We start from the raw sequence: 12,852 nt of genomic DNA on the forward strand, positions 1-12,852 counted from the left end.
TTAATTATGTCGTCTATCGTTGTTGTTGGTGCAAACTGGGGTGATGAAGGCAAAGGCCGCATCGTGGATTTTCTGGCTGAGCAGGCATCAGCAAGTATCCGTTTCCAGGGCGGTAACAATGCCGGTCACACCGTTGTGAATGACCTGGGTACGTTCAAGCTGCACCAGCTGCCGAGCGGCGTATTTAACCCTGACTGTCTGGCGGTGCTAGGCCCTGGTATGGTGATCAGCCCTGAGAAGCTGTCTCAAGAACTGGCGGAAGTTGAAGCTGCAGGCGTAAAAGTGAACCTGTGCATCTCTGACCGCGCGACTCTTTGTCTTCCACTCCACGCTTTAGAAGACACCCTTGAAGAAGAGCGTCTTGGTGACGGTGCTTACGGTTCAACACGCCAGGGCATAGCGCCGGCTTACGGTGACCGTGTGATGAAAAAAGGCATTCTGGTTGGCTGGCTGCAGCAACCTGAGGTGCTGAAAGAACGTATTCAGTTCCTGCTGGATTGGAAACTGCCTCAGCTGAAAGCGCTGTACCCAAGCTGTGATTTTAACCAGACTGCAGAAGAGATGACTCAGTGGCTGCTTGAAGTGTCTGAGCCATGGCGTCACGCAATCACTAACGTGACTCTGCCGCTGAAAGCGCTGCAGGCAAAAGGCGAGAACCTGCTGTTCGAAGCTCAGTTGGGTGCCGGTCGTGACCTGGTTTACGGTGAATACCCTTGGACAACGTCTTCGAATGTTGTGTCTATGTATGCTGGTATTGGCGGCGGTCTGCCTGCTCTGCGTCCGGAGCGTGTGATTGCTGTAGCGAAAGCGTTCAGCTCATCAGTAGGTACCGGTACGTTGATCACGGCAATGGAAGAGCAAGATGCCTTCCGTGAAGCGGCTAATGAATTTGGTGCAACCACGGGTCGTCCACGTGACATGGGTTATTTTGATGCTGTTGCAACACGTAACGGTGTTGAACTACAGGCTGCAACTGAAGTGGCGCTGACTAAGCTTGATTGCCTGAGTGGTCTGGAAGATCTGAAGATCTGTGTTGCCTACGACGGTAAGCACAGTGAAAACCCAATCTGGCCTCAAACGGCTGCACTGGCACCAGTTTACGAGAAAATGGAAGGCTGGAGCGAAGACATTACGGGTTGTCGCGCATTTGAAGAACTGCCTAAGGCTGCACAGGCTTATGTACTGCGCGTTGAAGAGCTGATGGGTGTTCCGGTGAAAATGGTTTCTGTTGGTCCAGGCCGTGAACAGATGATCATGCGTTAATAGTCACAGAAACTTATTCTGTTAGACCTAGACATGTTAGACCTGGGTTTGTAAGACGGATTTATTGATAAATAGATTATGTAAGAAACATATTCGTTAGGTATATAGTCCTAAGGCACAAGCCAGTACCGATTTGGTACTGGCTTTTTTTTCGTTCAGTCTGCAGGACAAATGCCACTGGCAGAGTGTTTGCCCCAAAGTATCACGAACCGCGCTTAAATCTGATCAACAACGGCATGAACAGCAGCCAGCACATCCTGACCAAAAGCCACACTGCGTTCCGGAGACCAGCCGTAGACTTCATCCGCATGGCTGATATGATCTTTAAATGGCATTTCAACGGTGTAAGACAGGCACTTAAATTGCTCTGCGACCCAGTTTGAACCAATGGTCAAATTTGCCTGGCCCGGCGCATCTTTGTCGTAACCGTGCTCATCCTGAAACTCTGGTGTAATGGTTAGCAGTGCCTGTTTAAAGGCATTCTCCAGTGCGGCATGACGCTCGTCGTAAGACGGAATGCCCTCGCTGCCTGCAACAAAGTTATACGGAATCGCTTCGTCGCCGTGAATATCCAGGAACATGTCGACTCCGGTTTGCAGCATACGCTCACGGACCAGAAAGACTTCAGGGCTTTTCTCCATTGAAGGCGTTTGCCATTCGCGGTTCAGGTTGACGCCGACCGCATTCGTGCGCAGGTGACCTCGAATACTGCCGTCCGGGTTCATGTTAGGAACCACATGGAATACGGCTTTGTTCAGTAGCGCACGGCCCAGGGTATCGGTGTCATCCAGCAGGCGTTGCAGCATGCCTTCAATGAACCATTCCGCCATGGTTTCGCCCGGATGCTGACGACCGATAATCCAGATGTTCTTTTTCCCTTCCTCCGGCTCACCAATGGTCAGCAGGCTCATATCATTGTTGTCCAGTGTCGCCCCTAGTGTTTCCAGGCGGCAGGCAGGATGCAACTGAGCCTGATGCAACAAATCCTGGTGGCGGTCGTACGAATACGGTGCGAAGTAGGCGAAGTACATCGAGCCATATTCAGGGTAAGCGGTGAAGCTCAGCGTATCACCGTCAAAATCTGCCGGAATACGGAACCACTCTTCACGATCATATGAGGCAACGACATCGTAGTCTTTCCATCCTTCCGGATAGGCAGATTTCGCCAAATTAAGCAGTTTGAAGTGGTGGGGAATTTGCGGCTCGCTTTCCAGGCGAAAGTGAAACCATTGGGCAATGTCAGATTGATTGTCAGCAGGAATGGCAAGTTGGATATCGTCTGGCGTTTCTGCTTTAACGATCTCGATATTCCCGCTTTCGAAGTTACTGAAAATTTTCATTGTTATCATTTTGTGGTTTGAGGTAATGAAGAGGTTAGCAGTAACCCTGATGACTTTAAAGAGCCGTGCAGTCGATGTGGTTTAATCCGATGTCTGAGTTGGGATAGAATCTGGGAAAAAGACAAAACAGGAGAGTCGAGTGAGTTTTCATTACCTGGCGCGGGGGATCATTCGCTCCGAGGGCCATATTCTGCTGGTGCGGGCGATTGGCGATACTATGACCTTTCTGCCTGGCGGCCATATTGAATTTGCGGAGCCTGCGGCATCAGCGCTGGCCCGTGAATTGTGGGAAGAAGCCTCGATCGAGGCCACTGTCGGTCGATTTGTCGGAGCCGCTGAAAATGAGTGGTTTGATCATGGTGTGACACAGTCTGAGATTAACCTGATTTTCGAGGTAAACACGTCTTTGACACATTCTCAGCCAATCACTTCGAATGAATCCCATCTGGAGTTTTTCTGGGTGCGCTGTGAAGATATTGAGCAGTGGAATCTTTACCCTGAAGCGCTGCGGGCATTGGTTAAGCAGGAAAGACTGCCACAGCAGGCGTTCTGGGGTTCTGGCGTTAGTGGCGAAAACACCGTTTCGTGCTGATTTCTGACCGGCAAGTAAGAAAAATCAGAAAATATGGTCGATATGTAACCACTTGAATCATTGAGGGGTTTACAGTTAAATCCTGAATGCGTAATATTCGCCGCACTTACGGAGAGATGGCTGAGTGGTTGAAAGCACCGGTCTTGAAAACCGGCATACGTTAATAGCGTATCTAGGGTTCAAATCCCTATCTCTCCGCCACATTCTGGAAATTGAGCGCAAGCCGGATTTCACAAAGAATTGGAGCGGTAGTTCAGTTGGTTAGAATACCGGCCTGTCACGCCGGGGGTCGCGGGTTCGAGTCCCGTCCGCTCCGCCACTACAACGAAGCCTCGTCAGAAATGACGGGGCTTTTTTGTTTGTGTTGGGTTTTAGGTTTGCCCTGCGGTCAAATGAGTCCCGCTGGAGCGCCAGCCCGGCCGTTCCGCCACTACAACGAAGCCTCGTCAGAAATGACGGGGCTTTTTTGTTTGTGTTGGATTAGGTTTGCCCTGCGGTCAAATGAGTCCCGCTGGAGCGCCAGCCCGGCCGTTCCGCCACTACAACGAAGCCTCGTCAGAAATGACGGGGCTTTTTTGTTTGTGTTGGATTAGGTTTGCCCTGCGGTCAAATGAGTCCCGCTGGAGCGCCAGCCCGGCCGTTCCGCCACTACAACGAAGCCTCGTCAGAAATGACGGGGCTTTTTTGTTTGTGTGGGGTTTAGGTTTGCCCTGCGGTCAAATGAGTCCCGCTGGAGCGCCAGCCCGGCCGTTCCGCCACTACAACGAAGCCTCGTCAGAAATGACGGGGCTTTTTTGTTTGTGTGGGGTTTAGGTTTGCCCTGCGGTCAAATGAGTCCCGCTGGAGCGCCAGCCCGGCCGTTCCGCCACGACAACGAAGTCTCGTCAGAAATGACGGGGCTTTTTTGTTTGTGTTGGGTTTTAGGTTTGTCCTGCGGACAAATGAGTCCCGCTGGAGCGCCAGCCCGGCCGAATACGGTCTTAGCCGTTCCGCCTCGACATCACAGCCTCTGAGTAGAACGTTAGGTGTATCGTCAATACTTGTTGGCAATCATTTTTCAATATTTCTTACCATTTCCCTGCTGAATTCCACCTTTTAAACCATAAGTCCCGGCGGATACTTCGTTAATGATTACACTTATGAAAATGAGTTAGTCAAAGAAGGGAGGGAACATCATGAGTAATGAAGCGCCAACCACTGAGCTGCACTGTGAACGAACGGACAGTTGCGATGAAATCAAGCAGCTGCTGTTTCCGAAGGATAAAGACTTGGGCGACTTTATCGTGCGTCGGGCTTTACCGAGTGCCTTTCTGAAGAAAGTCGGCCCGTGGGTGTTCTTCGACCATATGGGACCCGCTCAGTTTGACGCAAATAACGGGCTGAATGTCCGGCCGCATCCACACATTGGTATTGCAACCGTGACCTATCTGTTTGAGGGGGAAATTTTGCACCGGGATTCGCTGGGGACAGAGCAGACGATTAACCCGGGTGACATTAACCTTATGGTAGCCGGAAAAGGTATTGTTCACTCTGAACGTGAACGCCCGGCTGTGCTTAACCAGGATCGCACACTTCACGCCCTTCAATTGTGGCTGGCTCTGCCGGAAGATGATGAAGATACAGAGCCAATGTTTTACCACTACGAAAGCCAGACCATTCCGGTTGTAAAGCAGGATGATGTGACAGTCAGGGTGATGATGGGGAGCGCCTATGGTGCCACTTCTCCCGTTAAATGTTATTACGACACATTGTATCTTGAGGCGGCCATTCCGGAAGGTCATACGTTAGTCTTGCCCGAGGCGGACGAAAAAGCCGTGTATGTACTGGATGGTGAACTGACGCTGGGTGGAGAAACGCTCCCTCGCTTCGCGTTTGCGGTATTGCCCGGTGACTCGGAATGCCCTTTGCAAGCGGTTAAGGACTCGCGCATCGCTGTGGTTGGAGGGGAAACCATTAGTCATCGGTATATTGAATGGAATTTTGTTTCCAGTGACAAAGAAAAAATCGCCCGTGCCAAACGTGACTGGCAGGATCAGCAATTTGATAAAGTCCCCGGCGACGAAGAAGAGTTTATCCCTTTACCCAAATAAAATAGCCAAATAAAACGATAGATGAATCTGTGAGCCATTCCCCAAGTGACCATGAGGCCTGCAAAGGTGTCATGGTTTTTTATTTGTCTTTGTACGGTATAGCGTTGCGCCGACGTAATGATGAAGTCTCACTTTGTTAATGATGGTAAACTTAGTGCTTATTAAATGGTGGGTTGTCAGGCAACGTATGCCAAGCACAGCTGCCAGGATCGGATTTTCAAAGGGAGAACATTGTGAACCAGAAGTTTTACCTGAATGGGGTTTACTGTGGCCAGATCGCACAGCGGTACGGTCTGGAAACGGCGATTGATAAATCGCTCGTTGTGGAAAAAGTTTACCTCTCTTTGACCGGTCTGGACGGCGATGAATGTGCTGATAAGCGTCATCATGGCGGACCAGAGCGAGCGCTGCATCAATACCCCAGTGAACATTATGCTTACTGGCAACAGCTGCACCATAAGGAGGGAGAACAAGATGCGCCAAAGTGGCAAGCTCCGGGAATGGGAGAGAACATCAGTTCAGAAGGCATGACGGAAGAAACGGTCTGTCTCGGCGATCGCTATCGCTGGGGTGAAGCCGTGATCGAAGTCAGTCAGCCTCGTTCACCCTGCTTTAAACTGAACAAGCGTTGGGGAGTGGAAGAGATCTCGGTCAATATGCAGGCCATCAGCCGTTGTGGCTGGTTATACCGCGTTATTCAACCGGGTTTGGTCAGTGTGACCGATCCACTGGTGCTGATTGAGCGTGAACCCAATGCCATGACTTTGAAGGCTGTGTGCGACATCTTTTTCGGTGACCCGCTAAACCATGAAGGGTTAAAACAATTGCAGCAACAGCGAAAATTGTCCCACAGCTGGATGAGTAAGGTAGAGCAGCGCCTTGAAACCAACCAGGTAGAAAACTGGAATTTCAGGCTGTTAGGCCATGCCTGAAAATAAGCTTTGACAGCGTGAGCTCTGATTGCCCCCGTCAGCAACAACGGGGGAAATCGAAGGGGAACAAAAGAAAAAGGGCTAATGGATCCAACCGGAATCAGTTACCCCAGATCGCAGTGACAAATTCCGGATGGTCCACAAACGGATTTCGGTTGCCCTGAAATTTATATACCGACTGATTGCGGTCGAGCTCTTTTTGGCTGACCGGATCGTTGGTGTGCCAGCGTTTGAGCATGGCCAGTAGCCAAGGCTCAAAGACTGTGGTGTTGGTGCCATCTAGAACGGCATCTGAGTTTGTGGTGTTGCCTTCCCACGACGCGATTTCATTTTCGTAGCGGGTTGCTATATAGAAATAGGCGCGGGCAAAGTCCCCTTTAAACTCGTCTACAGGCTCGAACACTGTCCCGTTAAAGCCGAGTGCAGCTTTTGCCTGCCCAAGCTTTGAACCGTTGCTTGAGGTATACGTCACGGAGCCTACCTCACCAAATGGCCAGTTGCTTCGTTTGGCATTGACGTATCCATCGGTGGCAAAGAGGTGATGACCATCTGAATTCATCGGTTCAACCTTGCCGCCAAACCAGCTTTTCGGGAAGGAATGCTCCCGATTGTAACAATCGCCTTCCTTGCTGTACTGGCCGCACTGGTTCGTGACTTTGGTGAAGGTAACGGCATCTGAATCCGAAGGATTCTCTGAATACATATCCAGAATTGAACCGTCTTTTTCATAGTAGTTATCCAGATCTGCCTGTTTCACCAGCTCCCAAATCGCCGTGTAACCCTGGCTGTTATGCTGACGAATGATATTGTGCAGCGCGGTTTTTAGTGCAAAACCGGTTTTACCTTCTGCGGCCTGATAGTAGGCCTCCAGATCCTCTGTACCGGCTGGCGGATCGACCGGATCGGTAGGCGGCTCAACGGGATCTGTGGGTGGTTGCGGTATTGCCGTGCTGTCCGTCGGACGGAAATGATCAACATACACCACTTCAGTGCCGTCAAACCCGGAAACATCATAAAAGCGCAGGCCGACCTGAATATCTTTCGTGGTGGTGGCGGTATAGTTGAAGCTGATGTCCTGCCATTGCTGTGGTTTGAGATTATCGGAATAGCCCTGATAGCCGTCAGCGACCAGACGGGCTTTCAGGTTCCCTTCGGTATGGAAAACTGAAACGCTGAAATCATAACTTTTGCCTTGCTCGACATGCACGGTTTGCAATAAATCGGTATTGCTCTGTGTGCTGGTGCTTACGAGCACTTCTGCAGCTAATCCACCTGATTTTACCTGGGTTGAAGAGGGAGCGAGGCTGATCCCACTATCAATGACTTGCCAGCCAGCAGGCACATTGCCATTCCATTGCTCAAAGTCGCCATTCACGATTTGAGCAACACTGTTATGAGACATCAGGAGCGCAAGCGCACTCAAAGTAAAAGTTTTACAGTTCAAATAGCCTTTCATATAGCTTTTCATATAGGTCCGTATATAGTCTTCTGATTTTATTGGTATAAAAGTGCCCAAAGCATAATGGTTAACAAAATGTTGTTACTCGTCGAACATCACAAAATCTGATGACCAAACAATGATGTTTGCTGTAAAGCTGAATGACGATCACAGAATGTTGGGCAGGTCGCACCATGGTGGAAAGTGCATCAATCTTAAAAGAGCCATGCCTTAGGTTAAGGGGCATGATCATAACGAGAAGGCAAGAAGCCATTGGCTGGCACCAAACCGGAGGCAACCGTGAAAAGTCTGTTATGGTTGGTAATCATCGTGTATCTGGTCAGTGCAGTGATGTTGTCTGTATTCCAGAGAAAAATGCTCTATTTTCCGCAACCAGCGATGTCGATGTTGGGTGAAAAGAATAGCCGGTTTACCGTAAACGGGGTGACGTTAAGCGGCTGGGTGATCAATCCAGGGCAGCCTGAAGCCTTGATTTACTATGGCGGTAATGCCGAAGCGATCGAGCTGACGATTCCCTTTTTCCGCTTTCTGACGGGGTTCACGCGCCAGATGGAGTGGGCCTTGCCATTCCCGCCATTGTCAGAGCGGCTGACCCATGTCAGTGTTTATCTGATTCCGTATCGGGGTTACGGCGATAATCCGGGGCACCCAACAGAACAGCATTTATACCGTGATGCAGTCGCTCTGTTTGATCAGATTGCGCCCCGCCATCAATCTGTCTCACTGATGGGGCGAAGCCTTGGCTCGGGAGTGGCGACATATGTCGCGGCTGCGCGCCCGGTAGAACATCTGGTGCTGGTGACCCCTTTTGACAGTATTGAGCGGGTTGCCAGAGACTTTTATTGGATGTTTCCCGTTTCTTTATTGCTGAAAGATAAGTTCGCTTCGGTGGCTCGTGTTGAAGCGATTACGGCACCAACGACCGTGATAATTGCTGAACATGACCAGATAATTTCCCGTGCCCGTACTGACGCCTTGATAACACATTTTCCCCTCCGGCAAGTCGCAGTGTTCGTCATTGCAGGTGCTGAACATAATAATCTGCAGCTATTCCCAGACTACGCCACGGCTGTTATCAGCGCATTTCTTTCTCGAACATAGCTTCCCGAACTTAGATTTCTCGAGAATAGCTTAGGTGCAGAAACGTCAACCCGCGATGTCTCATTCGAGCCGATACATAAACATAATAAAAGGTTATAAATACTTCCTGAATGACGGCGGATGATCATTGGATGCTGTCAGGCCAATGTCTCGTTGCAGGTGGCTGTTTATCGGCAAGACACTGAGGGATGCGCGTTTTTCTCGATGGGGTCTGATCCCGATTATCTCCTTATTAAAAAGGGAAAGATGAAAATCCAGGTGCCATTTTAAAACCAGCTTTACCATGATGTTGTCCTTAGTTGGGGTGGCTTGATGGTCTCAGTATGCGTAATATTGCCTATTGTCACGAACGACGATTTATTACACTTACTATAAGCAGGAGTTATGGGCTGAAATGGATTATCGGCTGAGGTGGTTAGCAGGACTGCGTTACTTTGAAGTGGCTGCCAGACTGAGAAGTTACAGTAAAGCTGCGCATGAGCTGTGTGTCAGTCAGGCGGCGGTGAGTCAGAAAATTCGGCAGCTTGAAGAAGGACTCAACTGTAAATTGTTTGCCCGCCAGGGAAGGGAAATGGTGCTGACTACGAAGGGACAAACCCTGTTTGAACAGGTCACTCGCGGGTTCAGCCATATCGTGTCTGGTCTGAACGCTATCCAGGCCGAACCGCTGGAAGGGATGCTGGCCGTTAACACAACGCCGTCCTTTGCTTCTCGCTGGTTGATGCCCAGATTATGGAAGTTCACGATGCAACATCCCGGCATTCCTATTCGGGTATATTCGACCACCGACGATCCGGTGATTCGGTATGGTCACATTGATGTTGCCATTCGTCAGGGGTATGGCAAGCAACTTGGCGAGGGGATATTGTCGACCTTTTTATATGAAGAACCGGTTTACCCAATTTGCTCGCCGGAACTGGCTGCCTCCCTGTCACTGCAACATCCGGAACAGTTACTCAACTGTTGGCTTATTCACGGGGTCGAAACCAGAAATTTTACCTGGCGAAAATGGTTTGAGCTGGCAGGTGTAAATATGGCCGAAGACAAAGTGCAATGGATGGAAGTCAGTACCTTTGATATGGGGTTAAGCGCAGTGATGGCCGGTCATGGTGTGTGTCTCGGGACGGAAAGTCTGGCCGGGGATTTCATTGAGCGCGGGTTGTTGGTGAAGCCCTTTGATATCGGTATGACACCGGGTGTGCGCTATACCCTGCATTCTGATCCGACCTCACCGCGCGCCGAGCGAATCGCCGCATTTACGGATTGGTTGCAACAGGAAGTGGGTCGGCATGAAAAAGCGCGATGACGTCGGTATTTTTACTCGGTAACCAACGTATACATTGTCGTGTGCTGCCCGCTGGTTAACGATCTTGATTGCTGCTGCTTTCGCCTGTACAGGTTGTGCTGTCCAGACGACATGTCTGGCAGTATGAACGGCCCGTCAGCAGATAGGAAAAACGATAACGGTGTTGGGCAAAAAAACGGTATCCGGCATCGGCCAGGAGCCGAATCACGGGTAACCGGAGTAAGCCAATCCAGCGTTTTTGGCCAACCAGAGACCATGCGGCATAGGTCGCATCCAGCCCCAGCAATAGCTGACCGTTGGCGGTTTTACCATGCAGAATTTCCCGCGCTTTGACCGGGTCGATGTCTGGGTACCGTGTGCCGAAACCGTCTTGTTGAATATCTTCCAGACAGAGGCGCTGCAGCTGATCGGCATGGTGCAATCGCTGCATTTCAGCCACGCACAGTGGGCAAAAGCCATCATAAAACAGGGTCAGTGCAGGTGGTGTCATTGTCATATCCCTAAGCGCGGACTGTTATTTGGACTGTTCTGAGTATACGGCCTGCAAGGTAAAAAGAGATCACTGCATTGTAATTGCAAGGCAATCAATTAGTTAAAAAACCCCATTCAAAAAAGGTATTTTTACTTAAAAATTATCATACTATTTGGCATAATCGGCGGGTTGCTTTTTTTTGCTCTTATGTTGAACGCTGTTTTATTTTGTGTAGGTAGGGGTTATGACCAAAATTGTGCTGGTGGAAGATGATGCCAAATTATGTGACTTGCTGGGGGATTACTTTCGGCAACAACAGTTTGAAGTAATAACCGTCACCGATGGCAATGAGGCACCAGCTGTGATTATTCGTGAACAACCGGATTTGGTCATACTGGATTTGATGTTACCCGGCATGGATGGACTGAGTGTCTGCCGGAAAGTGCGTGCGAAAGTGAAGAGTAAAATCATGATGCTGACCGCCAGTGACGATGACATCGATCATGTGGCTGGGCTTGAAGTCGGGGCTGATGATTTCGTTAATAAACCCATTAAACCGCGCGTGTTACTGGCGCGGATTCGAATGTTGTTGCGTCGTGATTTGAATATGCCTTCCCCTGCAGAGTTCAGTGCATCTGGGGCTGGTGTTCAAGCGGCGACGGATCCCCAGTATCGCTATGGTGCGCTGACAATCAATCAGCGTCGTCGTACTTGTGAACTGGCTGGCCAGTCGATCTGTCTGACTGACAGCGAGTTTCGTCTGCTCTGGTTGCTGGCCAGTCAGCCTGATGAGGTCCTCACCCGCGATTACCTGGTAATGGAAACCCGGGGGATTCAGTACGACGGGTTGGATCGCACGATTGATAACAAAATTGTCAGCCTGAGAAAGAAGCTGGACGATAACCCGTCACTGCCGAGAAAAATCATTACCGTACGGGGTAAAGGCTACTTGTTCGTGCCGGATCGCTGGTGACACGGAGCGCAGAAATGAAACGGCTTTACCTGGAGTTTTTTGTTGGCCTGTCCGGGCTGTTTTTCCTTTGTGTGGTCGCTGTTTCCTACGTCACTGAGGAGCTGACACCGGACTATGAAGCCGAAATAGAAATTAGTTATGTCGCCAGTGTAATGCAGATTCTGGGGGATGTGGCGGCGCAGCGGGGGCAGGAGCAGGCTGAGCAGCTTTTTGAGGGCTTTGTTGAGCGAAGCCATCTTAAGGCAGAACGCTATAGTTGGGGGCATCCCACGCTGACTGCCATTGAAGCAGAACAACTGTTCAGACACGGTGCCGTTTTTGAGGATGAAAATCAGTATTGGGCGACATTTGGCAACAAGCAATGGATTTATTATCTAGAGCCAGACCGCACCCAGACGATCTGGCAATACCTTGATTATGAAGTCGGCTTCTTGTGGTTGTCGTTTGTGGCGACCTTTGCCCTTTACAGCGCACTGATGCTGAAAATTCTGGCGCGCCGCTTTCACATGCTGGAAGAAGCAACCATGGCTTTTTCTGACGGTGACTTCAATGTTCGCGCTTCGGAAAAGCCGGGCCATCGGGTCGGGCGGCTGAATGAGCGATTTAATCAGATGGCGGATAAAATCGCTGAGCTGATTGTCAGCCACAAGCAACTGACCAATGCGATCGCTCATGAGCTACGCACTCCGATTTTTCGGGTGCAGTGTCAACTTGAAATGCTGGAAGATACATCGCTGAACACCACTCAGCAGGGGTATGTGGCTGGTATTATGGATGATATGGAAGAGCTGGAGCAGCTGATTGATGAGCTGCTGTATTACGCCCGAATGGAGCGCTCCGGTATTACGTTGGCAATGAAAGAACAGGATGTCGCTGAAGTGCTGGCTCTGACTGTGAATCAGTGCCAGAAAGACACCAATAAGACGTTGCGTCTGGAGTGCCCGACCGACTGTACGTTTACTGTCGATGCGCACCATCTTGGGCGCGCGGTGTCGAATCTGGTGCGCAATGCGTTTCGCTATGCGGAAGACACCATCATCGTCCGCTCATACTGCCGACAAGGCAGGTTATATATCGATGTCGATGACGATGGATGCGGGATTCCGAAGGATGAACGGCAGAAAATTCTCCAACCCTTCTATCGTATAGGTACGGCGCGTGATCGGCAGAGTGGCGGGCACGGCTTGGGGCTGGCGATTGTCAGTCAGGTAGTGTCCATGCACCGTGGCGAATTGCGGGTCGGTGACAGCGATACGGGTGGGGCGAGGTTCACCATTATTTTGCCTGGGGCGTGTTGCTAAAGGGGGAAGCTGGCAAGGCCTGC

At 50.4% G+C, this 12,852-nt stretch carries 11 protein-coding genes and 2 tRNA genes; 10 read left to right on the forward strand and 3 right to left on the reverse strand.

Features of this window, described 5'->3' with window-relative positions; translation table 11 throughout:
- The first annotated feature begins 6 nt into the window (after nucleotides 1-6).
- Complete coding sequence (locus FH974_RS16430) at nucleotides 7-1,263, forward strand: adenylosuccinate synthase (RefSeq protein ID WP_047887853.1); 1,257 nt, start codon at nucleotides 7-9, stop codon at nucleotides 1,261-1,263.
- Between the two features lie 215 nt (nucleotides 1,264-1,478).
- Here the strand turns inward: FH974_RS16430 and FH974_RS16435 are convergent, their stop codons facing one another.
- A complete protein-coding gene (locus FH974_RS16435; RefSeq protein WP_047887854.1) occupies nucleotides 1,479-2,603 on the reverse strand; it encodes a M14 family metallopeptidase in 1,125 nt (374 codons plus the stop codon).
- A gap of 139 nt (nucleotides 2,604-2,742) precedes the next feature.
- On the opposite strand from FH974_RS16435, the gene FH974_RS16440 reads away from it, so the two are divergent.
- The 5 genes from FH974_RS16440 to FH974_RS16460 all read left to right on the forward strand — a co-directional run bounded on the left by FH974_RS16440 (nucleotide 2,743) and on the right by FH974_RS16460 (nucleotide 6,217).
- On the forward strand, nucleotides 2,743-3,195 hold the full coding sequence (locus FH974_RS16440) for an NUDIX domain-containing protein (protein WP_047887855.1): 453 nt from the start codon (nucleotides 2,743-2,745) through the stop codon (nucleotides 3,193-3,195).
- 110 nt (nucleotides 3,196-3,305) lie between these two features.
- Nucleotides 3,306-3,396: transfer RNA gene (locus FH974_RS16445), tRNA-Ser, on the forward strand.
- 41 nt (nucleotides 3,397-3,437) lie between these two features.
- Nucleotides 3,438-3,514, forward strand: a tRNA-Asp gene (locus tag FH974_RS16450).
- An 856-nt stretch (nucleotides 3,515-4,370) separates the two neighbouring features.
- Nucleotides 4,371-5,285, forward strand: coding sequence for a pirin family protein (locus FH974_RS16455; protein ID WP_047887659.1), 915 nt, complete (start codon nucleotides 4,371-4,373; stop codon nucleotides 5,283-5,285).
- A gap of 230 nt (nucleotides 5,286-5,515) precedes the next feature.
- Nucleotides 5,516-6,217 carry an MOSC domain-containing protein gene (locus FH974_RS16460; RefSeq protein WP_422894370.1) on the forward strand — a complete coding sequence of 234 codons (702 nt, stop codon included), beginning with the start codon at nucleotides 5,516-5,518 and terminating at the stop codon, nucleotides 6,215-6,217.
- 100 nt (nucleotides 6,218-6,317) lie between these two features.
- On the opposite strand, the gene FH974_RS16465 is transcribed toward FH974_RS16460, so the two are convergent.
- Nucleotides 6,318-7,619: an endonuclease gene (locus FH974_RS16465; RefSeq protein ID WP_242551940.1), complete on the reverse strand. Its 1,302-nt coding sequence runs from the start codon at nucleotides 7,617-7,619 to the stop codon at nucleotides 6,318-6,320.
- Between the two features lie 336 nt (nucleotides 7,620-7,955).
- Here FH974_RS16465 and FH974_RS16470 point away from each other — a divergent pair, with 336 nt between their 5' ends.
- On the forward strand, nucleotides 7,956-8,777 hold the full coding sequence (locus tag FH974_RS16470; protein WP_047887727.1) for an alpha/beta hydrolase: 822 nt from the start codon (nucleotides 7,956-7,958) through the stop codon (nucleotides 8,775-8,777).
- A 394-nt stretch (nucleotides 8,778-9,171) separates the two neighbouring features.
- Nucleotides 9,172-10,083 (forward strand): LysR substrate-binding domain-containing protein, encoded by a 912-nt coding sequence (locus FH974_RS16475; protein ID WP_047887661.1) that lies wholly within the window; start codon nucleotides 9,172-9,174, stop codon nucleotides 10,081-10,083.
- Between the two features lie 55 nt (nucleotides 10,084-10,138).
- Here the strand turns inward: FH974_RS16475 and FH974_RS16480 are convergent, their stop codons facing one another.
- The gene (locus tag FH974_RS16480; protein WP_047887662.1) at nucleotides 10,139-10,573 is read right to left on the reverse strand and encodes a thiol-disulfide oxidoreductase DCC family protein; all 435 of its coding nucleotides are present in this window, start codon (nucleotides 10,571-10,573) and stop codon (nucleotides 10,139-10,141) included.
- 226 nt (nucleotides 10,574-10,799) lie between these two features.
- On the opposite strand from FH974_RS16480, the gene FH974_RS16485 reads away from it, so the two are divergent.
- Nucleotides 10,800-11,528 (forward strand): response regulator, encoded by a 729-nt coding sequence (locus FH974_RS16485; RefSeq protein WP_207103943.1) that lies wholly within the window; start codon nucleotides 10,800-10,802, stop codon nucleotides 11,526-11,528.
- A gap of 14 nt (nucleotides 11,529-11,542) precedes the next feature.
- The gene (locus FH974_RS16490) at nucleotides 11,543-12,829 is read left to right on the forward strand and encodes an ATP-binding protein (protein ID WP_047887664.1); all 1,287 of its coding nucleotides are present in this window, start codon (nucleotides 11,543-11,545) and stop codon (nucleotides 12,827-12,829) included.
- The last annotated feature ends 23 nt before the right edge of the window (nucleotides 12,830-12,852 follow it).

Source organism: Photobacterium ganghwense (genome assembly GCF_017329545.1).
In the GTDB taxonomy this organism is placed as follows: Bacteria; Pseudomonadota; Gammaproteobacteria; order Enterobacterales; family Vibrionaceae; genus Photobacterium; species Photobacterium ganghwense.

What these genes read in the sequence shown, in the direction of transcription:
- FH974_RS16430 (WP_047887853.1), top strand. Translation starts at nt 7, where the DNA reads ATGTCGTCTATCGTTGTTGTTGGTGCAAACTGGGGTGATGAAGGCAAA.
- FH974_RS16435 (WP_047887854.1), bottom strand. Translation starts at nt 2,603, where the DNA reads ATGAAAATTTTCAGTAACTTCGAAAGCGGGAATATCGAGATCGTTAAA.
- FH974_RS16455 (WP_047887659.1), top strand. Translation starts at nt 4,371, where the DNA reads ATGAGTAATGAAGCGCCAACCACTGAGCTGCACTGTGAACGAACGGAC.
- FH974_RS16465 (WP_242551940.1), bottom strand. Translation starts at nt 7,619, where the DNA reads ATGTCTCATAACAGTGTTGCTCAAATCGTGAATGGCGACTTTGAGCAA.
- FH974_RS16475 (WP_047887661.1), top strand. Translation starts at nt 9,172, where the DNA reads ATGGATTATCGGCTGAGGTGGTTAGCAGGACTGCGTTACTTTGAAGTG.
- FH974_RS16480 (WP_047887662.1), bottom strand. Translation starts at nt 10,573, where the DNA reads ATGACACCACCTGCACTGACCCTGTTTTATGATGGCTTTTGCCCACTG.
- FH974_RS16485 (WP_207103943.1), top strand. Translation starts at nt 10,800, where the DNA reads ATGACCAAAATTGTGCTGGTGGAAGATGATGCCAAATTATGTGACTTG.
- FH974_RS16490 (WP_047887664.1), top strand. Translation starts at nt 11,543, where the DNA reads ATGAAACGGCTTTACCTGGAGTTTTTTGTTGGCCTGTCCGGGCTGTTT.